This is a genomic window from Oceanobacillus sp. FSL K6-0127 (assembly GCF_037983385.1).
Taxonomy (GTDB): Bacteria; Bacillota; Bacilli; order Bacillales; family Amphibacillaceae; genus Oceanobacillus; species Oceanobacillus profundus.
Genome location: NZ_CP150287.1, coordinates 320,431 through 346,498, shown reverse-complemented (window position 1 = coordinate 346,498; position 26,068 = coordinate 320,431). Strand labels below are relative to the sequence as shown.

The window sequence follows — 26,068 nt, the reverse complement described above, 5'->3', positions numbered from 1 at the left end:
ATTTGATGAATGGTTATACATAGATTGCCCATAATACGAATATATATTTGAATTTTAGAAAGGCGGGAGATTGGATCATGCCTGAGGTCGTCTTGATTCTTATTCGGTCAATAGTTGCTTTCTTTTTATTATTACTAATGACTAGGGTTATGGGAAAGAAGCAAATTTCACAGCTTACTTTTTTTGATTATTGTGTTGGAATAACGATTGGTTCAATAGCTGCAACCCTGTCAATTGATCAAAACGTTAAAATTGTGAACGGACTAGTGTCCTTAACGATTTGGGGGTTATTTCCAATTATTTTAGCCTATGTTGGTATGAAATCAATAATCTTTTCTAATATTACAGACGGTAAAGCAACTATCTTAATACAGAACGGGGAGATATTGCATAAGAATTTAAAAAAGAATTTGCTAACAGTCAATGAATTATTATTGCTATTAAGAGAAAAAGGCACTTTTAAAGTATCAGATGTAGAGATGGCAGTTTTTGAAACAAATGGTCAGCTAAGTGTATTGTTGAAAACAAACCAACAGCCAGTTACACCCCAAATACTAGGAATTCCACTGGAAAAGGAGCATGGTCCCACCATCTTGATAATGGATGGAAAGATATTAAAAAAGAGCTTGGAGAATCTTGGCTATTCAAAGGAATGGTTAGAAGGAGAAGTACAGAAGCAAGGAGCCAAAAGTATTAAGGATGTCTTTTTAGCTCAAATAGATTCGCGGGGCAATATGTATGTGGATTTATATGAGGATCAATATAGAAGACCTGTTGTAGAAGAGAGGCCGCTTGTGGCTGCAACGCTCAAAAAGATCCAGGCAGATTTGGAGAGCTTTTCTCTGGAAACAGATAATCCTGAAGCGAAGAAGCTATACGCTCAACAGGCATCAGAGCTAAAAAAAACCTTGGATACGATTTTGCCTTATTTGAAGTAGGAGGGACTGTTTATAGAAGGCAGGTGCACGATACATAGCGGGACTAGTACTGGTTTCTCCGTTCTATATACTGTTGGCGTATAAGTCTTTAGCTGTGATAAATTCCAGGATGTTTTTAATAATGTCAGAATACGGTAAAATTATCTAAAAGGCAAAAGGGGAGGGAAACTACTTGAATCAAAAAGACTGGAATATTCTATCGATGATCAAAACGGAGGGGAATATTTCAAACGCCGCAAAGAAATTATTTATGACTCAGCCAGCAGTAACAGTAAGAATTAAAAAAATGGAAAAGGAATTAAACGTCAATATTATCTACCGAATGAATCGCGGGGCGCAGTTAACACCGCAGGGAGAGTATCTAGCAGAGCAAGGAATCGAATACTTGAAACAAGTAGAAGAAGTGAAGAACGTTTTATCGAGTATGCGGGAACCAATTGTTGGTACGTTAAAGCTTGGTGTTGCAAATTTTATGACAAGGTATAAGCTTCCAGAACTCTTACAGCAATTCAAGGAAAAGCATCCACTTGTCCAATTTAATGTCACGAGTGGGTTTAGTCGCGATGTCTTCAAAATGATGCAGGAAGGAGATGTCCATATTAGTTTTGTCAGAGGGGATTATGCGTGGAAGGGGATCAAGCATTTACTATTTGAGGAACCAGTATGTATCGCATCGATGGATGAAATTCGTTTAGAAGATCTCCCAAACCTGCCTCGGATTGAATATAAAACCGATTATAAGCTAAAAGAATTGATTGATACGTGGTGGATGGAAAATTATACGGCAGGAGCCCATATTCATATGGTTGTTGGACAAACCGATATATGCAGAGAAATGCTGAAGCAAGGGTTGGGATACGCTATTTTGCCAAAGCTGGTAGTGCAGGATATTCCTGATCTTTATAAAGTAGACTTGATTGATAAAAATGATGCCCCGATTGGTCGCTCTTCTTGGATGCTTTACAAAGAGGAGTCGTTTGAATTGAATATCGTAAGGGCGTTTGTGGAGTTTATCAATGAAGTAGATTTTCAGGAATCGATTTAAATCTCTTTTTGGATCGAATCTGCTGCATTGTATTTATACGTATTCGTGTTATGCCTTTTCTTTATGCATATTTATAAAAAATCGATACTTCATTTATGATTACGTTTACATTAAACTAATGATAATCAAATGAAAGAAATCATAAAGGGGTATGTTCGATGAATAATCAGCAGCTTTCCAATACAAAAGATAGCTTTACGTTGAATGGAACTAGCTATTATTACTATGCATTACATAAGCTGGAAAAGGAAATCGGCCAGGATTTTTCCCAATTGCCTTATACGATTAAAGTTTTCTTGGAAGCAGCCCTGCGAAATATGGATGGTAAGAAAATAACGGAAGATCATGTGTACCATTTAGCAAACAGGGCTAGCGACAAAAGTTCAAAAAAGGAAATGCCATTCAAACCGTATCGTGTGTTATTGCACGACACTACAGGTATTCCTGTGATTGTGGATCTTGCTTTATTAAGAGATGCTGTTGCTGAATTAGGGGGAGATGTAAGCAAGGTTAACCCGAAGATTCCAGTAGATTTAGTTGTAGACCATTCTGTTATGGTTGATTTTGCAGGGTCTGAGAATGCGAGAAGGATGAATGAGAGGCGTGAGTTTGAAAGAAATAGAGAAAGATTTCAGTTTCTCAAATGGGCCCAGTCCAATTTTGATAAATTCCGTGTGTTTCCGCCTTCGTCAGGAATTATGCATCAGATCAACATGGAGTATTTGACTAAAGTTGCGGTTGTGGAAGAGATAGGTAACGAGATTCATATTTTTCCAGATTCACTTGTTGGTGCAGATTCCCATACAACGATGATTAACGGTCTTGGTATTGTTGGCTACGGGGTTGGGGGAATCGAGGCGGAAGCAGCGATGCTCGGTGATCCCCTGTACTTTATTAGTCCGGAAGTTATTGGTTTTAAGCTAACCGGCTCATTATCAGAGGGAACAACAGCGACAGATCTTGCTCTTACTGTAACGAATATGCTGCGGGAGAAAAATGTAATTGGAAAAATTGTAGAGTTTTATGGTGACGGTGTGAAATCACTGACGGTTTTTGATCGTTCAACGATTTCCAATATGGCGCCTGAATCTGGTGCAACAATGTCCTACTTCCCGGTTGATTATGAAACATTAGACTATTTACGAATGCTAGGGCGCAGTGAGGAAGATATACACCTCATTCAGACGTATTATCAAAAACAGCGGCTTTTTCGTGAGGAGCATGAAGCTTATCCTGCTTATTCCGATACGATTGAACTTGACCTTTCCTTGGTCGTTACATCTCTGGCTGGACCGAAGCGACCACAGGACCGAGTTGATTTATCTGAATTAAAACAACGATTTCGAGACAGTTTACGAAAACCAGTCACTGCCGGTGGATATGGGCTCACAGAGGATGAAGTAGCAAAGGAAGCTGCGATAGAGGACGAGGTAGTGAAGGCAGGGAGTGTTGTTATTGCGGCAATCACAAGCTGTACGAATACATCGAATCCGAATGTGATGATTGGAGCTGGATTAGTTGCCAAAAAGGCTATTGAAAGAAATCTGGTGAAACCAAGCTATGTGAAAGCATCCTTAACACCTGGCTCAAAGGTCGTTACCGAATATTTGGAAAAGTCTGGATTGCTTGCCTATCTAGAGCAACTAGGGTTTAACATTGCAGGCTATGGATGCGCGACATGTATTGGTAACTCTGGGGAATTATTCGATGCCGTTGATGAAGTGGTTAGCAACAATAATTTAACGGTCGCATCCGTATTGTCTGGCAACCGGAATTTTGAAGGAAGAATCCATCCGAAGGTAAAGGCAAATTATCTTGCATCGCCGCCATTAGTTGTTGCATATGCATTAGCAGGAACGGTCGATATTGAATTTGACGGCGAGCCACTAGGCTATGATACAAACAATAGCCCCGTGTATTTAAAGGATATCTGGCCAACATCAAAAGAGATTGAAGCAGTTCGTAAGGCGTCATTAGAATCCAGTATGTTTAAGAAAAATTACGATCAAATTTTCACGCGTAACGAGGATTGGAATGAATTGGAGATACCGAGTGGGCAAATCTACCAATGGGATCCAGAATCGACTTATATTAGAAAACCTCCATTTCTTAATCAGGCGGTCATTCAGAAGTCAAACCTGGATAGAACGAGAATTCTATTAATGCTTGGTGATTCCATAACAACGGATCACATCTCTCCTGCAGGCAGGATTAAAACGGATGGTCCAGCCGCAACATACTTAATGGAGCATGGGGTGACTCCTAGAAAATTTAATTCCTATCCATCAAGGCGCGGCAATTATGAAGTAATGCAGAGAGGAGCCTTTGCCAATGTAAGAATACGCAACCAGCTTTTACCCGATATGGAAGGTGGGTATACAACGTATTTTCCTACAAATGAGGTTATGACGGTTTATGAAGCTGCAAAACGTTATGAACAAGACGGTACGCCGCTTACAGTCGTTGCAGGAAAAGAATATGGAACAGGAAGTTCCAGAGACTGGGCTGCAAAGGGGGCATTGCTATTAGGGGTGAAAACGGTAATTGCAGAAAGCTTTGAGCGGATTCATCGGAGTAACCTACTTGGAATGGGTGTCCTGCCATTGCAATTTATGGAAGGAACCAATAAAGAAACATTACAGCTAATAGGCACGGAAACCTTTTATTTCGGTAACCAGCTGGAAGATTTATACCCAGGTAAAACCATTCAAGTAAAGGCAGTGCGCGAAACTGGTGAGTTGTTTTATTTCGACACCACCGCTCGCTTAGATAACCGCGTAGAAGTTGACTACTACAATAATGGTGGGATATTACCAAGCATTGTTCAGACGTATTCGGATAAATTAACGATCTGAATGAAAGTGAGGGATTTACCTTGGATGATATGGATTGGAAAATCATTAAAGGGTTATATCGACATAAAAATATCACACGAACAGCTGAGGAATTTTTTATATCCCAGCCTTCATTAACAAAGAAAATTAAGAAGATCGAGAAGGAGTTTACTATTACGATTTATAAAAGAAAAAGCAGAGGAATCGTATTTACAAAAGAGGGGGAGTATTTGGCGCAAAAGGCAATAGAGATAGATGCCAGATTAAATCGGATTAAAGAGAATACCGAAAAGATGAATGCACATATGAAAGGCAAATTAAATATTGGTGTCACAAATCATTTTGCTAAATATCACCTCCCATCCATTTTGCGCGACTTCCAATCGGCTTATCCGGAAGTGGAATTTAATATTCGAAGTGGCTGGGGGAAGGAGATCTCACATCTCATCAACACGGAGAACATTCATGTTGGATTTATTCGAGGAGATTATGAATGGGCAGGAAGTAAATATTTATTATTTAAAGATCCAATGTGTTTATTTTCAAGAAATGAGATTGATCTACATGCACTTCCTGATTACCCTAGAATTGATTATCAAACAGGTACAGTTGTCAATTCGCTGATTGAATCGTGGTGGAGTGACCATTATGAAATAGCCCCAACCATTGGCATGGTAGTGGACAGTGTGGAAGCATGTAAAGAAATGGTTATTAAAGGCTTGGGGTATGCGCTTTTACCTGCGTCGATGCTGGAAGGGAACACGGATATCTTTCGCGTTGATCTTTTTGATAGGCATCAAACTCAGGTGGATATTCATACATGGATGTATTATTCAGAAGCATTGTTAGATACAAAGATTGTTTCGGAGTTTGTTGATTTCGTAAAAAAACATAACAATAAAACGAGAGGGGTAGTAAGATGACAGTGAATTATGTAGAGGAGTTTGCTAAGCTTCCATCCACCTGTGTTTCGGATGGGTTAGCAGGACAAAATGCGATGGATTTTGCGATAAAACCATTAGATCAACAATATAAGATTGCGGGTAGAGCACATACGGTAAAAATCCCAAAAGGACAGAACAAGGAATTCCTAAAGGCAATAAGAGAAGCGAATGCTGGGGATGTACTTGTCGTTGATGCTGAGGACGACACGTCAAAAGCAATTGCAGGGGATTTTATATTAGGAATGGCCAAAACATTAGGTATTAAAGGAGTGGTCACCAACGGGGTGGTTCGGGATGTGGAAGGAATTCTGGAGTTGGATTTTCCTGTGTTCTGCCGGGGGACAACAACCGTCGCTGGCAGTAAGTCGGATGCAGGGTATTCCAACATAGCAATCAGTTGTGGCGGTGTAGTTGTCAGACAAGGGGATATTATCGTAGGTGATCGTGACGGTGTTGTCGTCGTTCCAAAAGAAAAGGAGAAAGAAGTATTGGAACAAGCACAAAAAAAGATGAGAAAGGATGAGGAAAGAGAATCGAGAGTGGCAGGCGATATAGAGGCTATTTATAAGCACATTGATGGGATTTTGGGGTAGTAGACCGAATTTTCCGGTTATTAATATTAAAGGAGAAACATATTTTACGAAAATAAGAGATGAATTTGTCATGAAAAGCTATGTGTTGTTACTTGTCGGACTTTCATAATTCTTGTTTACGGATTGATTATGCTACTGTCTGCTTCGCTTGGTTGACAGAGGTGCTCTCATTATGTTCAGAGTAGTATATAAGATTAATATATCTATAACGCTTTCCCCTGTCAGATGGTAAAATAAATATACTACAATTCAAGAAGAATAGATGATAAGGGGATGCTGCTCAGTGGAAATTTGGCCAGAGGTCTTAGACAGAATTCGTGAAAAAATCTCGAAACCTAGTTTTGATACCTGGATTAAGGATACTTCGATTGAAGTGAAAGATGACACCATTACCGTATATGCGCCAAATGAATTTGGAAGAGACTGGATTGAAACGCAGCATAATGATTTAATTTCTGAAATAGTAGAGTTGGTAACTGGAAAATCTTATAAGTTCGAATACGCTTGCTCTGAGAAAGTAAATAAGTATGCCTATAGCTCTTGGGCTGAAACTTCTAACTCCAGACAGAAAAGAGAACTTGAACCATTTGAACTTTGGTTAGAGGTGCTAAACAGAATTACTACTAAGGTAAGTTTGAAAAGTTTTGATACCTGGTTTTCAAATACAACAATTGAAATGGAAAGTGAAACGATTACGGTGCATGCAGGAACATCATTTGCTAGGAAATGGCTTGAGCACAACGCTCATACATTATTATCTGAAACAGTTGAAGAAGTAACTGGAAAACAATATAATATCAAGTTCACCTGTCCTCCCGAAGTAGTAAAGGGCGAAGGGGATGGGTTTGAGCTCTGGGATGAGGTAATAAACAAACTTGGTAAAAGGATACTTAAATTAGAGGTTAATGCGTGGTTTTCAAATACAATGATAGAAGTCGAAAATGATACGATTCACGTAATAACACCTGATTGGACCACAGCGAATAAACTTGCGGAGACATATGAAGAATTAATAGCTGAGACAGTGAAGGAAATCACTGGTAAAACCTATACCTTTACTTACTTTGATCTTCAAAATAAAGAGGAATACACATACACACGTCTACCTTATATGAATAGCAATCACTCCGTGCAAGATCCCATTGTGAATAGATTACAAAAGAGAATCGAACAATTAGAAGCTAGAGTTCGTCAGTTAGAAAAAAGAGTCTAACCCTAGAGTTTTCTATACAAGTTCCCTTATAGAAACCATCTCTTCTATAAGGGGATTTTTTAATTGCAGTAAAAAGCTATCTAACAATTTTTATAAACACCATTGTATAAATATTCATTATTAGTTATAATTATAACAACTTGATGTAATTATAGGAGAGATTGCTATGGAAACTAAGAATATAATTATTATAGGTGCGGCCGGAAGAGATTTTCATAATTTTAATACGTATTACCGTGATAATGAAGCATATAACGTTGTTGCTTTTACAGCAGCGCAGATTCCAGACATTGATGGACGAAAGTATCCGAGTGAATTAGCGGGCAAATTCTATCCCAATGGGATTCCGATTTATTCACAGGACCAATTACCAGCGTTGATTGAAGAGTTAAAGGTAAACGAGTGTGTGTTTGCATTTAGTGATATTAGTTACGAAGAAGTGATGGGCATCGGAGCGATTGTAAATGCAGCAGGTGCTGATTTCAAATTGCTCGGTCCGAATAACACGATGTTAAAAAGTAAAAAGCCGGTCATTTCAGTTTGTGCTGTACGAACAGGAACTGGAAAAAGTCAAACGTCCAGAAAAATTATTGAAACATTATTAGAACAGGGCTTAAAAGTTATTGCGGTGAGACATCCAATGCCTTACGGTGATTTAAATGCACAGCGTGTGCAACGCTTTGCGTCTGTTGAAGACTTGAAGAAACATCATTGTACAATTGAAGAAATGGAAGAATATGAACCACATGTTTCACGTGGAAACATTGTGTATGCCGGCGTTGATTATGCAGAAATATTGGCAGCGGCAGAAAATGACCCTGATGGCTGTGATGTGATTTTATGGGATGGGGGAAATAATGACTTTTCCTTTTTTGAGCCTGATTTAGCTGTTACAGTCTTGGACCCACATCGCCCGGGACATGAGCTGAAGTATTATCCAGGTGAAGTGTGTCTGCGAACAACTGATGTGTCCATCATTAACAAAGTGGATAGTGCATCAGAAGAAGCTATTGAAATTGTAGAAAATAATATCAAAGCTGCAAGTCCAAACAGCACGATTATTAAAGCTGAATCGACAATTACGGTTGATAAACCAGAACTTATTGCTGGAAAACGTGTGTTGGTCGTGGAAGATGGCCCAACACTTACGCATGGGGAAATGAAGCTTGGTGCAGGAACAGTTGCAGCAGAGCGTTTAGGTGCTGCTGAAATCATTGATCCACGTCCATTTGCTGTTGGTACACTGCAAGACACATTTAAGAAATATCAGCATGTTGAAAACGTACTTCCGGCGATGGGGTATGGTGACCAGCAATTAAAGGATCTGGAAAAAACGATTAATAATGCTGACTGTGATGCAGTAATTATCGGAACCCCAATCGATTTAACACGTGTTATTTCCATTAACAAGCCGTCTACCCGTGTATATTACGATTTAGACGAAGTGGAAGGGCCGAATTTGAATGATGTATTAGAAGATTTTATTGAAGAACATAAACTAGTGAATGATAAACAATCGGCGTATTAGACAGATGGGTAAAGACTAGCGACAAATGTTGCTAGTCTTTTATTGGTAGATAAGAAAGTATAAAATATCTATCTGCATAAGTCAACTAGTGCATTTGCCTAAAGGCATGGCAAAGACCAAGCTTTCTAATGTTAGGGGAAATGCTGCAGACCAGTCTCAGGGTTGAATAGAAACTAGCTACGAGTACGTTTACGGTCTCTAAAACTGATATAAATCGTCAGCAGAATACAAAGAAAAAGTGTCACATGGAATATCGTATGAAGTGTGTTCGGAACAATTCCATGCATTACAGGTAAAAAGGAATGTGTGTTTCCGAACATCGTCTGGTATCTTTCCGCCTTTTCCTCCGCGCCAAGCCCAAAGAAATATGGTATCCACCAAGCCATTAGTACCCCTGTAAAAATACATGAAGGATGAATAATGAGCCCAATCTTTGCCCAAATCGGGTATCTTCTCCCAATAAAACATAGGATGAGAACCATTAAAATGACAATTTGCACCACACCAATAAACGTGACAACAATCAATTCCCTAGTAGAGTTCTCTTGGGCGATTGCTTGAATGTCATTTAATGGACCCAAAGTACCCAATTCTGAACAAACATAAACAGTAAAATCAAACCGTATCCAGCAATTAAAAACTTTTCCTGAACACGAATTTCTCTCTTCAAGATGCTGACTTCCCTTCGTATTGATGGTTAGGATGAAGTTCCAATTTATGATAACACGAAAACAATTTTATCTGTGTTAATCTTTTGTAGTTTCAAACAATAAAACAACATTGCTATACGGTGTGGTCTGTATGGATTGGAACCTTAATTAATGGGTATTATTAACCGAAAATATAGTAAACTTAGAATGTGAGATTGCTAATATTGATATAAATTAATCCGATTGTTCAAGTAGGAGGATGAATTTCAATGAAGGAGTTACTTTTAAAGTATATGGATACATTTACCTCACTAAGCGAAAGGGAGCAACAGGAAATTGTCGACACGATTGTTTTAGAAGAGTATCCGAAGGGATCTTATCTTATGAAACAAGGGGATAAGCCTACGTCTAAATGTTATTTTACATTGCAAGGGTGTGTAAGACAGTTTTATGTAGATGAGGCAGGGAAAGAGGTAACATCCAATTTTTACACCGAGGAACAGGCGATTTTGGGATTTAATACGTTAGCAAAAGACGACCATACGTCCGACTTCTCGTTAATTTGCATGGAGGATTGTGTACTTGTTGTTGGTGATCTGGATAATGAAGAAAAGATGTTCCACAAGTATACTCAATTAGAGACAATGACTAGAAAGATGATGGAAATTTATCTAAGTGAAGCCCAAGAAGAACGCGCCGTCTTTATTCACTCTAAACCTGAAGAACGCTATAAAATCATGGTACAGAAACGCCCTCACCTCGTTAATCGAGTTCCTCAACATCAACTTGCAAGCTATCTCGGTATGACGCCGGAGTCATTAAGTAGAATTAAAAGACGAATGAACAATGAATTGGTAAAAGATCTGGAATCTTAACTTAAGTCAATGACAGGTTCTCCATTAGCTCCTAAACTAAAGGTAAAAAAAGGAGCTTTTGTATGACCAATTTAGAAAAAGAGCGTTCTAATCAACGGACTGTGGCTATAGCAGGTGGGATAGCTATTATTATCATGGCGCTTGCTGCAGGATTTTCCTATGGCTTTGTTTTGGAGCAGATTGCAATTCAAGGTGATACCGATGCTACATTTCAAAACCTGCTTTCTTCCGAAGGGCTATTTATTGCTGGAATCGCAGGATGGCTCGTGATTCTTCTATGTGATATTGTCGTAGCTTGGAGTCTTTATATTGTTCTTCAACCACTTCATAAAAATCTATCATTGCTCGCTATGTTGCTCCGTTTTGCATATGCTGGGATCTTGGGGATAGCAATTCTTAATCTAATTATTGTGACGATCCTTATAAACAACAGGGCTTCTTTTTTGACGACAGATAGTTTTCCTGTAATGGCAAATGTATTTCTTATAGCGTTTGAGATGACCTGGTGGATTGGTTTAATTATTTTTGGAGCGCATTTATTAATTGTCGGTTATTTAGCCTTTCAATCGGACTTCATTCCAAAACTGGTTAGTATCTTGTTATGGATAGCGGCCTTGGCATATATGCTGATACATGCTTTTTATTTCTTTCTCCCCCACTGGAATGCTTTCACATCTGTTTTGGAGGCGGTGTTAACAATTCCAATGGTTTTTGGTGAATTGGGGTTAGGGATTTGGCTGCTTATGAAAGGTGGTAAAAGTTCAGACGTTCGGGATAAGGATGTTATGTAGTAATTGATGGAAGAGGAATTTACTAGTTATAAAAAGAACCGAGGGGATTTTGCTCGGTTCTTTCTTATGAGGGAAAGGTGGAACAAAATATGAATTTACTGCACGGATCTAAGAAGATCTATCAAACTAATGATCGTAATAGGATAGCAAGATGCCCCTGACGCTGTTCGCTTGAAGTCATTTACAAATAATTTAAACTAACTATATATTTCCTCAATATTTAACCTGTACAATTTGAAGATAAAGTATGTTGGATGATTCTTGTGAGGATCCAATTCTAAAGGGGATTTGTAAAGTGAAGGGAAAGCCGTTAGTTACATTTTTACTCCCTGCGTATAATGAGGGGGAAAATATTCATGAGTTGTATGACCAGTTGACCTCAGAAACGAAGAATTTATGTTACTCCTTTGAGTTTTTATTTATTGATGATGGCAGTACGGATGACACGTTAGAAAAAATCAAACATCTTACATATTGCGCTGATAATGTACGATATGTTTCTTTCTCTCGGAACTTTGGTAAAGAGGCGGCAATGTATGCTGGTTTAGAGCATGCGAGGGGGGAAGCTGTCATTATTATGGATACTGATTTACAACACCCAACCCATTTGATCTCATCTTTAATAAAAGGGCACGAGGCAGGCTACCACCAGGTAATTGCGAAGCGCAATCGAAAAGGCGAATCAAAGTTTAGCCAATTCCTCACGGGAAGCTTCTACCAGATGATGAATAAATGGAGTGCAGTCAATCTCCAAGATGGGGAAGGAGATTTCCGTTTGTTAAGTAGGAAAGCGGTAGACGCGCTTCTGAAGTTGAGTGAAGGGAATCGTTTTTCGAAAGGTCTCTATTCTTGGATAGGCTTATCCCAAACCACTGTTACGTATGAAAATGTAATCCGCAAAAAAGGAGAAAGCAAATGGAAGCTGTCTTCACTCATTACATATGCATTGGATGGCATGCTTTCATTTAACACGAAACCATTAAGATTGTGTTGTTATTTAGGACTCTTTACGATTTTGATCTCATTTATATATATTCTTATAACGTTTGTTTCTATTGTATGGAATGGTGTGGATGTGCCGGGATATTTTACAACGATTTCTGCAATTCTTTTTCTCGGCGGTGTTCAATTATTCTGTTTGGGAATTATTGGGGAATATATTGGTCGGATTTACAATGAAACGAAAAAACGCCCACACTATATTATTGATGAAAGTAATGCACGGAGATCGGATTTAGAAGTAAGAGCTATTATGCCATCAACACGAACGTGGGGTTTATCAGAAAAACAGGAAAAAGAGAAAGTGAGTTCATGAATAAAGAATTTGTCCGTTTTGTCTTTGTGGGGATAATGAATACAATCCATTATTATGTTATCTATTTAATTTTAATACAGATATTGGGTGTGCATTATTTATCAAGTCATATTGCAGCAACGATCATCAGTATGTACATTTCCTATTTCTTGAACGTTTATTTTACATATAAAGTGAAGCCGTCATTAAAATCATTTTTGATGTTCCCGCTTACTCAAGTTGTTAACATCGGTGTACAAGCGTTATTACTCCTTATTTTAGTTGAGCTATGGAATATCCCAAATACATTTGCGCCAATTTTTGCGGTCGTTTTCACAGTACCAGTTACATTTTTCGTTACGAGGAGAATTTTACATTAATGCAAAAGCAAAATAGGAAGCAATGGATGATTATTGTCGTCGCTGCTTTAATTATTTCAATAGTATGCCATCTATTTTTTATCGTTCAAAAAGAAGAAGGCATTCTTATGACAGGCTATAATGATGGGCTTTCCCAGATGCTTCCATTCAAAAAATTTATTTATGATGAATATACGAGCGGTAATTTCTTTTATTCGGATTCGTTTGGTCTTGGGGGTGGATTTTATTCCCAACTCAGCTACTATTACACGACTAATATTTTTTTCATTTTTCATATTGCTTTTATTTTTATATTGGAAACGTTACATATTATTAATCATCCAGATTTAGCATTCTGGGCTTCAGCAATTTTACCAATGAGTATTGCGAAGCTTGCGGCAATCATCGTTATCACTACTATCTATTTTAAAAAAATAAATTTTCGACTTGCACCTGCATTGTTAGGCGCGATTGTTTACGCGACAAATGTTCTGTATTTCAGGCATGCAATGTATTGGGATTTCTTCACTGACGCGATGTTTTGGTTGATTTTATTACTAATCGGTGTGGAGAAAATAATACAGAAAGAATCCAAGGGAGTTTTTGTAGTTGGTGTAGCAGCAAATCTCATTACCAATTTCTATTTTGCTTATGTAAACTTCCTTTTAGCATTCTTTTATATTTTGCTTCGATTTGTAATCAAGTTTCATAAAAATGAAGAGAGTCCAGTAAAGCAAATCATACAATATTGTTATTTAGGGTTGATTGGATTTCTAATTAGTGGGTTCGCATTTATTCCGAGTATCGCTGCATATTTGGGAAATTATCGTCCGGAATATACGGATATAATTCCGTTATTGGATTTTACCGATAATATTTTATTTGACAGCCGAGTGCTTTTTTTGCCAGTTTTTATTGTCATGATGGTTTGTTTTATTCGTTTTTATAAATACCCTATTTTTCGCTTTTTTGCTGCTATATCAATAATGGGAACGTTTCTCCACTTTGTTCCTTATGTTGGAAGTATGTTTAACGGTTTTTCGGCACCACAGAATCGCTGGGAATATATCGTTTGCCTCGCTTTTGGAGGAGTAGCAGCGTTTGTTTTGCAACATATCAAGGAAGTAAAAGCAAAAGATGTTGCGATTGGTGTTGTTGCTTATACCCTTTTGGCTATTGCCTTTATCGAATATGATACGTATTCATTTGATCAAAAGTTTGATTGGATAATCCCGATTGCATCTGTTTGTTTCATTATTATCTTCTTTTTACGAAGGAATAAAACGGCGATTTCTATTAGTATTATCTTGATTATGGTCATTTCAGCAAATTTGTTTCAAGCAGTAAGATTAATGACTCCTCCCAAAGATGGGGAATTGGCTAGTGAATCGGTTTTGTTAAACTCGGACATCTACAATTCTTCAGAACAACGACAGCTCATTGAAGAAATGAAGAAAAATAAAGATACCGAGCATAGTCGAATTGATTGGATGGTACCGATGCGAAACAATACACCAATTGTCCAAGACTATGATGGGATGAGCGTATATTCGAGTATATTAAATGATAATCTGCTTTTTTTCTATTATCACTATGCTGAGATTAGTATGGACCGGGAAAGTGTGAGCAGATATGCAACACTTGGAGATAGAGCTAACCTTATGAGCCTATTTGATGGACAGTTTTATATGAGAGGAAAAGAAACAAAGACTGTGCCATATGGATTCATGCCATTGTTGGATAGTGAGCATTACGCAGCTTACGAAAATCAATTACTGCTTCCATCTTTTCGGAAAACCAATGTAAGGTATGATGCAAATGAATTGCTGGAGGAGCCTGTGTTAAAACGGGAACACGCGATGCTCTCAGGAGTAATTGTGGAAGAGGGCAATAATAATTCAGCTGAACAATTAGAGGCTACCGAGATTGATGATTACTCGATTCAAGCAGTAAATGCAACTTATGATGAAGAGAAGCTTCGTGTAGTGGAAGATGGTGGTGAGCTCGATATTTCCCTCGATCATCCAATAAAAAATGGAGATCTATATGTGTCCTTTTATATTGACGGGATTCGAAAACAAGATGAGTTTCTATTAGAGGTGAGTGACTACCAAACGTTAAGGAAAGAGTCTGATTCCATTTATCAGACGAATATCAATGACCTTACGATTCGAGTTGAAGCGGATGACACCATTAAATTAAAGCTTCCAAAGGGGAATTACAGCTTAAAGAATTTGCAGATTTTCCATGAGGATTATATGGTGTTGCGTGAAGTTCATGAACGATACGACGAGGAGGAAGCCTTACCTTTAAAATGGGAAAATGGCCTTGTGAAGGGAGAAGTTACTAGCGAAGAGAAAGCTGAAATGATTGTAACTCCTATTCCATATGAGAAGGGTTGGAGCTTGAAAATAAATGGTGACAAAGTGCCAATCGAAAAAGTTAACTATGCGTTTATCGGCATTCCATTAGAAGTTGGAGGTAATGAGATTGAGATGACCTACTATCCTCCGTATTTTGGCTGGACAGTCGGAATGACTGTTTTAGGGGTTGGAGTGCTTGGCTTTCTCTTTTATAGGGAGAAAAGGGAACCGGTAGATTACAGCAACAATGATAAAGGAGAAATCGACACACATGAATGAAACTATCTTACTCGAGAACTTACAAAAGAAAAAAATGGTTGCTGCCTTAAAAGAGCCAAAGTATATAGAAAAAGTAGTAAAATACAAACATAATTTAGGCGCGGCATTATTAATGACAGGTACAATTTTAACCGTGAAGCGCTATGTCGATTTTCTTCAAAAAAACGGACTCCCTGTTATTTTACATGTAGAACGAATAGGTGGTCTTGAAATGGACAAGGATGGGATCGACTTTGTGAAAAAATATGTAAAGCCAACTGCAATTGTTTCAACGAATCAGGGAATTATTAAACGAGCCAAAAAGGCAGGGTTATTCGTTGTTCAGCGTGTATTTCTAATCGATACTGATGTCTACCTCCACCTTGTTCAGGACCCTCGTAATATTCAAGCTGATATAATTGAATTAATGCCGAGCAGGGCACCGGACTTTATTGAAAAACTATCTAAAATATCACCTGTTCCTATCATTACTGGAGGGCTTCTGTCCTTACCGGAACATGCCAAAAGTGCATTTGATCATGGAGCTGCTGCTGTATCAACGTCTAACCCGGAAATGTGGAAGGTGGACTTGAACCAATTATAAAATTGAGCCAAAGAAAAGGCTGTTCACTCCAAACTATACGCAAAATTAACTTCTTCTTCACAATGATTTAGTATTTATACGTTACAATTGGGTGTAAAGTGAATAGTTTATTGGTGCAAATGAAGAGAGACCACAAATATTGAATGCTGTCTAAGGCATTTATATTATTTGTGGTCTCTTTTTTATGGAGGTGTTAGGAAACAAAATTTCTTCATTCAAAATCTTAGAAAACTTGGCAGTCGCCAAGCTCTTAGGCGATTGCCTTAGTTGCACTTATGCAAGCAGAAAAGTTATATACTTTCCTACTTGCCAAAAAAGGAGAGAACATGTGATTAAAATTGAAGATTATGATGTGTATAGTTTTGATTTAGACGGTACGATTTACGTTGGAGATAGGCTATTGCCGGGAGCTGTGGAAACACTCGAATACATACGAAGCAACGGAAAGAAGGTTCGCTTTATTACAAATTCCTCGAACCTATCAAGAGAGGAATGTAAGGAGCGTTTAGAAAGACTCGGCCTCACCATTCAGCTGGAGGAAGTAGTAACTGCTCTTTATTTAGCGGGTCTATATTTTAAGGAACAGTATCCAGCAGCGAGGGTTTACGTTGTTGGCGATGATCAGGTGAAGGCGGAGTTGCATCGTCAATGTATTGAAACAATCGATGACCCAGCTAAAGCAACCCATGTTTTAGTTGGACATGACCGAGCTTTTTCCTATGATAGAATTCAACATGCAATGAATGCAATTTATCAAGGAGCTAAGCTTATTGTGATAAATCCCGATCCGATTTGCCCCGTCCCGAATGGATATATACCGGATACGATGACCTTTGCAAAGGCAATTGAGGTCGCTAGCGGTAGAGCGATCGACCAAATTATTGGAAAGCCAACTCATTATTATGCAGACAGATTGCTGGAGATAAGTGAGACAGACCCCAATCGGATTTTGATTGTTGGAGATAGGTTGGAGACAGATATTATGCTTGGACAAGCTCACGGGTTTGCGACATGTCTTGTGCTAACCGGGGTAGTAAGTAAACAGGATATTCCTAAATCGAGAATCAAACCTGATTATGTGATAGAGAACCTATCTGAGCTGTTTGCATTCGAATTACCTTTAGAAAAAAGCCATCTTTTTGAACAACATCTTTAATAAAAGTTAACATTCGCTTCAAATCTAATTAATAGTAGTTTGATATAGTTAAAATTGTAAAGTGAATACATTCATGGTGCGATTAGAGAGACCTCAAAATAGGATATATGTGGGTATGCATATATATCTATTTTGGGGTCTTTTTTAGTATAAGAAGTGGAGGGGGTCATGGAAGAAATAAGTATCACTAATAGTGCGTGTACAAAAAGGAGGATGAAAAGGACCGAGGTCGGCTAAGGTCGCAACGTCCTGTTGCAACGCCGACACTAGCACGTCCTATGCGTCGAAGTTCGAGGCGGCGTAGCTTTGAGCAGCGGAACGTATGGGTTTAATACGTGAGCAGACGTTCTTGCACGCAGGAAAAGTGTTTTTCTTTTGCGAGGAACGGAAAAGCAAGCCAACGATCTTCTGCTTTCGATGTGTCATTTTTACCGGACTTTTTGAACAACCTCTAATAGGTAAATAGAATTCCAATTTAAAACATGGAGGAATGAAAAATGAAGAAGCTATCTTATTTATTAATGTTTACAGTAATGATACTTGTACTTGCAGCTTGTGGTAATAGTGAGGCCACGGGTTCGAGTGGGAACTCAGAGTCAGATTCTGAAGGTAATGATCCAATTGAGATTACGTATTGGTATGCATGGGGAGATAAGATTGGAGAAAACAATGAAAATCTAGTAGAACAATTTAATGAAATGCAGGACGAAATACACGTTACTGCTGAATTCCAAGGTAGCTATGATGAGCTGCATTCAAAGACGCAAGCAGCGTTTGCAGCTGGTAACGCTCCGGAAGTAACACAAAATGAAATTGCTTCGATTGAAACATTTGCAAAATCTGGTATGACCCAAGATTTAACAGCCTTTGTTGAAGAAGATGCAGATGAAGTTGATATGGATGACTTTAATCCTGGTTTAATGGGGAACTCCTATGTTGATGACAAGCTTTATGGCCTACCTTACTTAAGAAGTACACCAATTGTATATATTAATAAGACAATGTTTGAAGAAAAAGGGATTGATCCAGCATCTATCCAAACGTGGGAAGATTTTCAATCAGCAGCTGAAAACTTAACAGATGACGAGCATGTTGGAATTTCAATGCCGGTAGATATTTGGTTCTATGAAGCATTTGTTGCTCAAGCTGGTGGAGAAATGGTTAATGAGAATGGCGAAATTGCATTTAACGGAGAAGGTGGAGTGGAAGCTCTTAACCTTTGGAAGGAAATGGTTGAAGCTGGAACAATGCGTGTTCCAGGTGGAGAACCACTGCAAGCAGCAGATATGGCGAGACAAGATTTTGCTACTGGTCGTGCGGGAATGTATTTCTCTTCTACAGCTGACTTAACATTAATGTTGCAGTTAGCGGAGGAAAATGGTTATGAATTGGAAACAATTATGTTCCCTGAAAATGAACAACGCAGTGTCCCAACTGGTGGGGCGAATTTAGTAATGACTACTGGATTAGATGAAGAAAAACAACAAGCTGCATGGGAGTTCATTAAATTTATGACTGCTCCAGAACAAACTGCTTATGCAAGTGAGTATACTGGATATTTGCCAAGTCGACTTTCTGCAGTGGAGTCAGACACGATGCAAGAGCTTTATGAAGAAAAGCCACAATTTAAGGTTGCGGTAGATCAATTGCAATATGGAAATGCTCGTCCAATGATTGAAGGATATCCTGAGGTAGTAAAAATTCTTATCGAAGAAATTCAACGTTTAATGCTTGATCCAAGTTTGGAAGCTGGGGATGTGTTAGATCAAGCTGCAGAACGTTCAGCAAATGTGATTAAATAAGTGTTTTTACATAGGAACGTGGTGTTTCCTGTCACGTTCCTATGAATTAATTTTAACTTTAAGGAGTTATATCATGGCTAAAATTCAATTGAAAAATGTATCGAAAGCGTATGGTAATAATAAAAAGGTGATTGAGGATATGAATTTGGATATCCAGGATGGCTCATTTACGGTTTTGGTTGGTCCTTCTGGATGTGGTAAATCGACGACACTCCGAATTATCGCCGGTCTAGAAGACGTTTCCGCAGGGGAAATATGGATTGGAGATCAATTAGTTAATGATGTGGCACCTGGAAAAAGAGGCATTTCTATGGTCTTCCAAAACTATGCGTTGTATCCAACGATGTCTGTAAGAGGCAATATTGAATTTGGCTTGGAAAATATGAAAATACCAAAAGCGGAACGAAAAAAGATGGTAGAGGAAATAGCTGTGATTGTGGACCTTACCGAATACTTGGATAAGAAGCCGCAAAACTTATCTGGTGGGCAGCGTCAACGTGTAGCGTTAGCACGAGCAATGGTAAAAAAACCAGATGTTTTTATATTTGATGAACCATTATCCAATTTAGATGCGAAATTACGCGGGCAAATGCGAACGGAATTAATCCAGTTACATAAACGCTTGGGAACAACTTTTATCTATGTAACCCATGATCAGGTAGAAGCAATGTCGATGGGAGATGAAATTGTCATTTTAGATAAAGGTCATATTATGCAGCAGGCAGCACCGATGGAAGTATATCATAACCCGGCGAATCAATTTGTAGCGAATTTTATCGGTACACCATCGATGAACATTCTGTCAAAGTCAATGGTAGAAGAAAAAACTGGAACGATTACAGATGAGCGTATTTCCTATGTAGGTTTTCGCCCAGAGCATGCAGCTATGCAAGTGGAGAAGCTAGCTGCTTCTGGAATAAATCTCTCATGTGAAATAATTACAATGGAAACACTGGGTTCGGAAACACTATATTTGGTGAATAGTGATGCAGGGCAGTTTCAAGTGAAAAGCTTCCAAGCCCCATTAGTAGAAACGAAAAAAGTTGATATCACCATTCCAATGGATAAATTGTATTACTTTGATACGCAAGGTAATCGGGTTTTTGTAGAGGATATTCCTTTTCAGACTCCTGTCCGAGAGGTAAGAGGAGAGGTGCTCGTATGAGATCAGCGAAGTGGCGCCCATATTTTTTTGTTGCGCCCGCCATTATTGTTTTTCTAGTATTCTTCATTCAACCAATTTTTTATATGATTTACTTAAGTTTTCATGATTGGAACTTTATTAGCCCCGATAAAACATTTGTTGGTCTCGGGAATTTTAAAGATTTGCTGTCCGACCCTATGTTTTTAGAGGTAATTCGCAATACGCTGATGTATACATTTTTTACCGTTTTATTTTCAATTAGCCTTGCGCTGCTAATGTCTATTTGGTTGAATAAGCAAGGCTGGATGTACAGCTTTGTCCAAGGGGCTGTATTCAGTCCGCATATTATTTCGCTTGTATCCATTGCGATGCTATGGATGTGGATAATGGATGCTGACTATGGTTTATTAAATTGGGTTTTAAGTTTAGTCGGATTAGAAAAGGTTCCGTGGCTTACAGATCCCAACACGGCCTTGTCTTCGCTAATTATTATAGCAGTGTGGAAAAACATCGGTTATTTTACGTTAATCATTATAGCTGGCCTGCAAAGTATTCCAAAGCATTTATATGAAGCAGCTGCCTTAGATCGTACACCACCCTGGCGGCGATTTGCAAAGATCACTTTTCCGATGTTATCGCCTAGCTTATTTTTCTTAACGATTATAGGGATTTTGGACTCCATTAAGGTTTTTGAAACGATCAGCATTATTACAAAGGGTGGGCCACTTAATTCGACAAACACGCTTGTCTACTACATATATGAAAACGGCTTTATATTCTTTAAAATTGGCTATGCATCAGCAGCCGGTGTTATTTTATTAGTCATTTTAAGTATTTTAACGTTGCTTTATTTTAAAGTTCTAAGTAAAAGAGTTCACTATCAATAGAAGGGAATGCGTACTTTGAAAACATCCTTGCCTTTAAAAATACTAAATGTGATTGGTTTAATTATAATGGTTGCAATCTTCGCTATGCCTTTTATTTGGATGATTTCCACGAGTTTAAAAACATTGGGAGAAACAATGGTGTTCCCGCCAAAGTGGGTTCCAGATGAACTCATTTGGGAGAACTTTGTATCAGCATGGAATTCTGGACCATTTTTACAATACTTTATGAATAGTGTCCTTGTATCGGTTGGAATTTTAATCTTTCAGTTTATTACCGTTATTCCTGCAGCATATGCATTTGCAAGGTATGAATTTCGCTTCAAAAATGTGCTGTTTAGCTTAGTCATGGTGACCATGATGATTCCGGCCCAGCTTATTTTCTTGCCAGTGTTTTTAAATTTAAGTGACTGGGGTCTTCTTGATACCTTATGGGGCTTGATTCTGCCATTTGCTACAAGCGCGTTCGGGATTTTCATGCTGCGGCAAACGTTTAAACAAGTCCCAGAAGAATTATTAGAGGCTGCACGTTTGGACAATTCAACTGATTTCAAGATTATGATGAAGATTATGGTGCCAATGGCAAAACCAACGTTGATTACATTGGGCTTATTCAATTTCATTACGCATTGGAACGATTATTTCTGGCCGCTTGTTATGACAACTACAGAGAGTGCACGTACCCTTCCTGTTGGAATTGCACAACTGCGGCAGGTGGATGGCGGTGTTGCGTGGAATATTTTAATGGCGGGTAACGTTATTCTCGTCATCCCGATTTTAATAATCTTCTTCTTTGCACAACGCCATATTATTAGAGCATTTACGTATACGGGAGTTAAATGAATGGAGGATGGGCTTGTGGCTCATTCTTTTTTCGTTTGGGGAGAAGAAGAAAGGAGGTGCTAAATATAAGTCTCCATTCCAGAAAAAAAGGACCCTCCAGTAAAGGCCCTTGTTTCGTATTCTTAAACATATAAATTTCTTTTAATCAACTTTTCACGGTTAGGTGTAGTACCCATACCTAGTGGATTCAATTGGAAATGATTAATATTGGAACCAATTAGTTGTGCCATACCTCTTAATTCTGGACTTGCGACATGAGGCGATTGAATCGAAATTTCGTTATCATTTATTTCTAATATGCGGATACTTTGATCATCGAGTACAGCATTTGCTTGAACAAATGTCCAGTTATCTATTGTTTCAATGGAATCTTTGTGATTATGGCCGTTTATGTAAATACCGTTTCCTTTCTTCTTACGCAAAACGTCAAGAATTGGTACTTCAGGTTGAATGGATAAGTAAGGGAAATTAGAATTTGCTGTTGTATCGTAAACCGGATGGTGAGCAAAGATTATCACAAGCTTATCCTCACTCTCTGCAATTTCGGCTTCCAGCCATTGTAATTGCTTATCGTTTACGTAACCACTATAATCTTCGTGATCATGGTCCCGGGCAGTTTCCAAGGAGATAATGTTTACTTCATCTGTTGCAATTGAAATATTTTGTTCGCTGTTAGAAATGTTTAGAACTTCATCTCTTGAGACGCCGTATAGGTCATGGTTGCCAAATGTGTGAATAAAAGGTTTATCGTATTTACGAATGATTTCATAGACTTCGCGCAGTTCATCTTCTCTGCCAAAGTTGGTTAAATCACCAATGGAAACATAGTAGTCAGCTTCTATTTCAAAAAAAGTATGAAGAAATTTAGCATAGAATGCATCCCTAGCTTCTTTTACTTTCTCATTTTTGCCAATCATAGATGGATAATGTAAATCTCCAATAAAAGCAATTCTCAAATGTATCCTCTCCTTATTGTTAATAACTCCATTATGCCAGTGAAATATTAACGGAGATTGGAGAGACTGTTAAGATTGCTTAAAATAAATAGCAAAGCATTGTTCTGAAACAGTATCATCCATAATAGAGTAAGAGGATTATATTATCTGCTTACTCTATCTAAGATGGTTTGTAAACATCTAAAACACACTTGGATAAGCTTTCACCATCGCATCGGAGATTGTATCCGCCATATGTCTTGCTTGTTTCTCAATTTCATCATATACTTCGATATCCTTTTGATAGTCTTTGTTAATCATCGCTACCGCTTCTTGTTTTGTTAAGTCTAAATGGTGATAAAACATTTCGCGGACTGCCTCTTCTGTTAAATAAGGATTAATGCTGTTTAGGAATACAGCAATTTCATCTGCGTTTGCGTACCATTTTTGTTCTGCTGTCATTGCTGCTTGCTCATCACCGGCTATTGCTGCCTTGACAAGGTCTGCCGCAATTAGAAGATGCTCTTTAATTAAGTTGCCATACGTTTCCGCAACAACATCCCCGTATAGGCGGCGAATCATATTACCCATGTCTGTCGCATTTCTCAGCAGACGTGTGAGGACAAAATCGATATCTGGCAAATTAAATGTAAGACTAATAATGGCCATTCTCGTCCATGCGACATGTTCCTCCCAAAGACTTCGCATATCATTTCGATAATCAACCTCTGCCTGGCTTATACAATGATCTGGTCGTACTTGCTGGTTGGGCGAGTGTGCGACTGGTATCGAAATTTTTTGTCCGGTATGCAGATAGTTGGGGTTTATTCCAGGATTAACAGCAAAAATTTCTTCTGCAGTTGTTTGATATCGATATGCCAATAACCAGTAATTATCGCCTGGTTGAACGGTATGGTAAAAAAGATTATTCATCTTACACGTTCACTCCTTTGTTTATATTCAACTGTAATAAAATTGAATTAGGTGTGATTATAGTTTATTCAAATTGTGTGGGTGGGTGCTTGGAGATGCGAGGAAAAATGATGGGGAATTTTATGGTCGCTCACTTATGGTGATGAAAAAACTTGGTGCTAATTGTATAGCACCAAGTTTAGGGTCAATAATAAAATTCAATCAATTCTTGAATAGGACAATAAATAATACTTATCTGTATATAGGATGCTTTTAAAGGGCTTCTAACAGTGACCCCAATTGGGTGCAGTTCACCTGCCTCCATGTACTCTAAGATAATACGTCATTTAAATATTTTTTTACAGCTTCTGGATTTCCTAAAATATTCTTAGCACGTTCATTATCTAACTCCAGCTTTTTTAACGCCTCTTTTAATACGTCTTGTTCTATTGGTCTTGGAATAACAACGACACCATCAGCATCACCTGCGATAATATCACCAGGATTAATGGCTGTTCCACCACACGAGATGGGTACATTAATTGTCCCTCCGCCTGCTTTACCGCATGCTGCAACGGTCGTTCCTTTACAGAAGACAGGAAACTCCAGGTTTTTACTGCCTTCTAAATCGCGAATAACCCCATCAGCCACTAATCCACCAAGGCTAAGGGTTTTTGCCATACCGATTACAAAGTCACCAGCAATTCCGCGGTACGTGTCACCCTTGGCGTCGACTACGAGGACATTTCCAGCTTTTGCTGTTCTAATTGCTTTTAAAACGGCAACATTATCACCGACAGGCATCTTCACAGTGTATGCCCTGCCAATTAATTTATCATTTGTTTTTAACGGTTTAATTGATGAATGTAGATTATTAAGTCCATTCATTGCGTCAGATATACAAGTTGTTGGAATACGGCTAAATTGTTCAAGAATACTCTCCACCCGATTACCTCCTGATAATGCAGACTTGAAATTAATCACTTTCTTAAAATATAGTATACTAGCAATAGTTCGTAAAATACTAAAATCGTATTATCAACCATAATAAAAATGAATAGCAAAAAAGGTGGAGGAGTTGCGATATGCGGAGTCAAGATTGGTTAATTTTAAGGCATCTTTATGCAACGAAAAATATTACCAAAGCGGCACAGCGTTTATATATTTCACAGCCGGCATTTTCTAGTCGGTTAAAACAGCTCGAAAAGGAATTTGGCATCAAAATTGTAACTAGAGAAAGAAGGGGCGTGAATTTTACCCCTCAAGGAGAGTATTTAGCAAAGAGCGCAGAAGAAATGCTGCTGAAGATACAGGAGATAAAGGAAAATATAGCAAACATGGATCGTGAGGTAGTGGGCACCATTAAATTCGGTGTATCCAATTTTTTTACAAAGTACAAGCTTCCAAGGCTGCTGAAACTTTTTAAAGACAGGTACCCAAACGTTGATTTTCAAGTAACGACAGGGTGGAGTCGGGACATGTTTCATGCGTTATATAACAAGGATGTACATATTGCGTTTGTAAGAGGCGATTATCCGTGGCTTGGTCGGAAACAGCTATTATTTGAAGAACAGTTATGTATTGCTTCAGCGAAGGAATTAGATATTGCTGATCTACCTAATCTACCAAGAATTGATTATAAAACAGATAGCTTGCTCAAGTCTTTGATTGAAGAATGGTGGACAAAAACATATTTAAAACCGCCATTCATTACGATGGAGGTTGACCAAGTTGATACGTGTAAGGAAATGGTAGCAAATGGCCTAGGGTATGCCATCATGCCTAGCATGATACTGAACGGAATGGAAGATATCTATAAGATTAGCTTAACAGATAAAGAAGGAGAAGCTTTATTAAGGAAAACATGGATGCTTTACCATGATGAATCACTAGAATTAAATGTGATCAAAGCATTTGTTGCATTTATAGAAGATCTTGATACCCAAGATATGAATGGAAAAATATATGAAGAAAGATGAACCAGACTTATAGTGGACGAGTTTGGTTCATTTTTTTAGGAAAGTATTTGTAACAGCTATCCAAAAAACAAATAGCTATCCATAAAATATCAGTATTTTAATTATTACTGAGTTTAAATTAATA

23 protein-coding genes are annotated in these 26,068 nt (G+C 38.2%); 19 read left to right on the top strand and 4 right to left on the bottom strand.

Annotated features, from left to right (window positions below; genetic code table 11):
* Positions 1-77: 77 nt before the first annotated feature.
* The 7 genes from MHH64_RS01630 to MHH64_RS01600 all read left to right on the top strand — a co-directional run bounded on the left by MHH64_RS01630 (position 78) and on the right by MHH64_RS01600 (position 9,095).
* Positions 78-938 carry a DUF421 domain-containing protein gene (locus MHH64_RS01630; RefSeq protein ID WP_095310304.1) on the top strand — a complete coding sequence of 287 codons (861 nt, stop codon included), beginning with the start codon at positions 78-80 and terminating at the stop codon, positions 936-938.
* Between the two features lie 172 nt (positions 939-1,110).
* Positions 1,111-1,983 carry a LysR family transcriptional regulator gene (locus MHH64_RS01625; protein WP_303447042.1) on the top strand — a complete coding sequence of 291 codons (873 nt, stop codon included), beginning with the start codon at positions 1,111-1,113 and terminating at the stop codon, positions 1,981-1,983.
* Positions 1,984-2,141: 158 nt separating this feature from the next.
* Positions 2,142-4,838 (top strand): aconitate hydratase AcnA, encoded by a 2,697-nt coding sequence (gene acnA, locus MHH64_RS01620; protein ID WP_340002555.1) that lies wholly within the window; start codon positions 2,142-2,144, stop codon positions 4,836-4,838.
* 29 nt (positions 4,839-4,867) lie between these two features.
* Entirely contained in the window at positions 4,868-5,740 is an 873-nt protein-coding gene (locus tag MHH64_RS01615; protein ID WP_303447040.1) for a LysR family transcriptional regulator, read from the top strand.
* Positions 5,737-6,354, top strand: a complete 618-nt coding sequence (locus MHH64_RS01610; RefSeq protein ID WP_340002554.1) for an RraA family protein — start codon at positions 5,737-5,739, stop codon at positions 6,352-6,354. The genes MHH64_RS01615 and MHH64_RS01610 overlap by 4 nt, the downstream gene beginning before the upstream one ends.
* A gap of 283 nt (positions 6,355-6,637) precedes the next feature.
* The gene (locus tag MHH64_RS01605) at positions 6,638-7,567 is read left to right on the top strand and encodes a DnaA N-terminal domain-containing protein (RefSeq protein ID WP_340002553.1); all 930 of its coding nucleotides are present in this window, start codon (positions 6,638-6,640) and stop codon (positions 7,565-7,567) included.
* Between the two features lie 166 nt (positions 7,568-7,733).
* Positions 7,734-9,095, top strand: coding sequence for a cyclic 2,3-diphosphoglycerate synthase (locus MHH64_RS01600; protein ID WP_095310312.1), 1,362 nt, complete (start codon positions 7,734-7,736; stop codon positions 9,093-9,095).
* Between the two features lie 173 nt (positions 9,096-9,268).
* Here MHH64_RS01600 and MHH64_RS01595 read toward each other — a convergent pair whose 3' ends face one another.
* Positions 9,269-9,676, bottom strand: a complete 408-nt coding sequence (locus MHH64_RS01595; RefSeq protein ID WP_340002552.1) for a hypothetical protein — start codon at positions 9,674-9,676, stop codon at positions 9,269-9,271.
* A gap of 338 nt (positions 9,677-10,014) precedes the next feature.
* Between MHH64_RS01595 and MHH64_RS01590 the strand changes: the two genes are divergently transcribed.
* From MHH64_RS01590 to MHH64_RS01540, 11 genes are all read left to right on the top strand, one after another.
* Positions 10,015-10,620: a Crp/Fnr family transcriptional regulator gene (locus MHH64_RS01590; protein WP_095310314.1), complete on the top strand. Its 606-nt coding sequence runs from the start codon at positions 10,015-10,017 to the stop codon at positions 10,618-10,620.
* 62 nt (positions 10,621-10,682) lie between these two features.
* The gene (locus MHH64_RS01585) at positions 10,683-11,411 is read left to right on the top strand and encodes a DUF4386 domain-containing protein (protein WP_095310315.1); all 729 of its coding nucleotides are present in this window, start codon (positions 10,683-10,685) and stop codon (positions 11,409-11,411) included.
* Positions 11,412-11,706: 295 nt separating this feature from the next.
* On the top strand, positions 11,707-12,726 hold the full coding sequence (locus tag MHH64_RS01580; RefSeq protein WP_340002551.1) for a glycosyltransferase family 2 protein: 1,020 nt from the start codon (positions 11,707-11,709) through the stop codon (positions 12,724-12,726).
* Positions 12,723-13,085, top strand: a complete 363-nt coding sequence (locus MHH64_RS01575) for a GtrA family protein (RefSeq protein ID WP_095310317.1) — start codon at positions 12,723-12,725, stop codon at positions 13,083-13,085. Before MHH64_RS01580 ends, MHH64_RS01575 begins: the two co-directional genes overlap by 4 nt.
* Complete coding sequence (locus MHH64_RS01570) at positions 13,085-15,706, top strand: YfhO family protein (RefSeq protein WP_340002550.1); 2,622 nt, start codon at positions 13,085-13,087, stop codon at positions 15,704-15,706. The genes MHH64_RS01575 and MHH64_RS01570 overlap by 1 nt, the downstream gene beginning before the upstream one ends.
* Positions 15,699-16,289, top strand: a complete 591-nt coding sequence (locus MHH64_RS01565) for a glycerol-3-phosphate responsive antiterminator (RefSeq protein ID WP_095310319.1) — start codon at positions 15,699-15,701, stop codon at positions 16,287-16,289. Before MHH64_RS01570 ends, MHH64_RS01565 begins: the two co-directional genes overlap by 8 nt.
* A 328-nt stretch (positions 16,290-16,617) precedes the next feature.
* Positions 16,618-17,445 (top strand): HAD-IIA family hydrolase, encoded by an 828-nt coding sequence (locus tag MHH64_RS01560; RefSeq protein ID WP_095310320.1) that lies wholly within the window; start codon positions 16,618-16,620, stop codon positions 17,443-17,445.
* 497 nt (positions 17,446-17,942) lie between these two features.
* On the top strand, positions 17,943-19,247 hold the full coding sequence (locus MHH64_RS01555) for an ABC transporter substrate-binding protein (RefSeq protein ID WP_251660157.1): 1,305 nt from the start codon (positions 17,943-17,945) through the stop codon (positions 19,245-19,247).
* A 73-nt stretch (positions 19,248-19,320) separates the two neighbouring features.
* Positions 19,321-20,412 (top strand): ATP-binding cassette domain-containing protein, encoded by a 1,092-nt coding sequence (locus MHH64_RS01550; protein ID WP_251660156.1) that lies wholly within the window; start codon positions 19,321-19,323, stop codon positions 20,410-20,412.
* Positions 20,409-21,278, top strand: a complete 870-nt coding sequence (locus tag MHH64_RS01545) for a sugar ABC transporter permease (protein WP_095310323.1) — start codon at positions 20,409-20,411, stop codon at positions 21,276-21,278. The genes MHH64_RS01550 and MHH64_RS01545 overlap by 4 nt, the downstream gene beginning before the upstream one ends.
* A gap of 6 nt (positions 21,279-21,284) precedes the next feature.
* Positions 21,285-22,118, top strand: coding sequence for a carbohydrate ABC transporter permease (locus MHH64_RS01540; RefSeq protein ID WP_251660155.1), 834 nt, complete (start codon positions 21,285-21,287; stop codon positions 22,116-22,118).
* A 122-nt stretch (positions 22,119-22,240) separates the two neighbouring features.
* Here the strand turns inward: MHH64_RS01540 and MHH64_RS01535 are convergent, their stop codons facing one another.
* The 3 genes from MHH64_RS01535 to MHH64_RS01525 form a co-directional block, all read right to left on the bottom strand.
* The gene (locus tag MHH64_RS01535; RefSeq protein WP_118888304.1) at positions 22,241-23,074 is read right to left on the bottom strand and encodes a metallophosphoesterase; all 834 of its coding nucleotides are present in this window, start codon (positions 23,072-23,074) and stop codon (positions 22,241-22,243) included.
* Positions 23,075-23,254: 180 nt separating this feature from the next.
* Positions 23,255-23,986, bottom strand: coding sequence for a LysM domain-containing protein (locus MHH64_RS01530; RefSeq protein WP_118888305.1), 732 nt, complete (start codon positions 23,984-23,986; stop codon positions 23,255-23,257).
* 309 nt (positions 23,987-24,295) lie between these two features.
* Complete coding sequence (locus tag MHH64_RS01525) at positions 24,296-24,910, bottom strand: RraA family protein (RefSeq protein WP_251660154.1); 615 nt, start codon at positions 24,908-24,910, stop codon at positions 24,296-24,298.
* Between the two features lie 140 nt (positions 24,911-25,050).
* Here MHH64_RS01525 and MHH64_RS01520 point away from each other — a divergent pair, with 140 nt between their 5' ends.
* Positions 25,051-25,944, top strand: coding sequence for a LysR family transcriptional regulator (locus tag MHH64_RS01520; protein ID WP_095310328.1), 894 nt, complete (start codon positions 25,051-25,053; stop codon positions 25,942-25,944).
* The last annotated feature ends 124 nt before the right edge of the window (positions 25,945-26,068 follow it).

Bases quoted from the DNA above. Each gene is read 5' to 3' on its own strand.
- acnA (WP_340002555.1), top strand. From the start codon at position 2,142: ATGAATAATCAGCAGCTTTCCAATACAAAAGATAGCTTTACGTTGAAT.
- MHH64_RS01590 (WP_095310314.1), top strand. From the start codon at position 10,015: ATGAAGGAGTTACTTTTAAAGTATATGGATACATTTACCTCACTAAGC.
- MHH64_RS01545 (WP_095310323.1), top strand. From the start codon at position 20,409: ATGAGATCAGCGAAGTGGCGCCCATATTTTTTTGTTGCGCCCGCCATT.
- MHH64_RS01570 (WP_340002550.1), top strand. From the start codon at position 13,085: ATGCAAAAGCAAAATAGGAAGCAATGGATGATTATTGTCGTCGCTGCT.
- MHH64_RS01520 (WP_095310328.1), top strand. From the start codon at position 25,051: ATGCGGAGTCAAGATTGGTTAATTTTAAGGCATCTTTATGCAACGAAA.
- MHH64_RS01550 (WP_251660156.1), top strand. From the start codon at position 19,321: ATGGCTAAAATTCAATTGAAAAATGTATCGAAAGCGTATGGTAATAAT.
- MHH64_RS01610 (WP_340002554.1), top strand. From the start codon at position 5,737: ATGACAGTGAATTATGTAGAGGAGTTTGCTAAGCTTCCATCCACCTGT.
- MHH64_RS01575 (WP_095310317.1), top strand. From the start codon at position 12,723: ATGAATAAAGAATTTGTCCGTTTTGTCTTTGTGGGGATAATGAATACA.
- MHH64_RS01530 (WP_118888305.1), bottom strand. From the start codon at position 23,986: ATGAATAATCTTTTTTACCATACCGTTCAACCAGGCGATAATTACTGG.
- MHH64_RS01540 (WP_251660155.1), top strand. From the start codon at position 21,285: ATGCGTACTTTGAAAACATCCTTGCCTTTAAAAATACTAAATGTGATT.
- MHH64_RS01600 (WP_095310312.1), top strand. From the start codon at position 7,734: ATGGAAACTAAGAATATAATTATTATAGGTGCGGCCGGAAGAGATTTT.
- MHH64_RS01565 (WP_095310319.1), top strand. From the start codon at position 15,699: ATGAATGAAACTATCTTACTCGAGAACTTACAAAAGAAAAAAATGGTT.
- MHH64_RS01630 (WP_095310304.1), top strand. From the start codon at position 78: ATGCCTGAGGTCGTCTTGATTCTTATTCGGTCAATAGTTGCTTTCTTT.
- MHH64_RS01555 (WP_251660157.1), top strand. From the start codon at position 17,943: ATGAAGAAGCTATCTTATTTATTAATGTTTACAGTAATGATACTTGTA.
- MHH64_RS01615 (WP_303447040.1), top strand. From the start codon at position 4,868: ATGGATTGGAAAATCATTAAAGGGTTATATCGACATAAAAATATCACA.
- MHH64_RS01585 (WP_095310315.1), top strand. From the start codon at position 10,683: ATGACCAATTTAGAAAAAGAGCGTTCTAATCAACGGACTGTGGCTATA.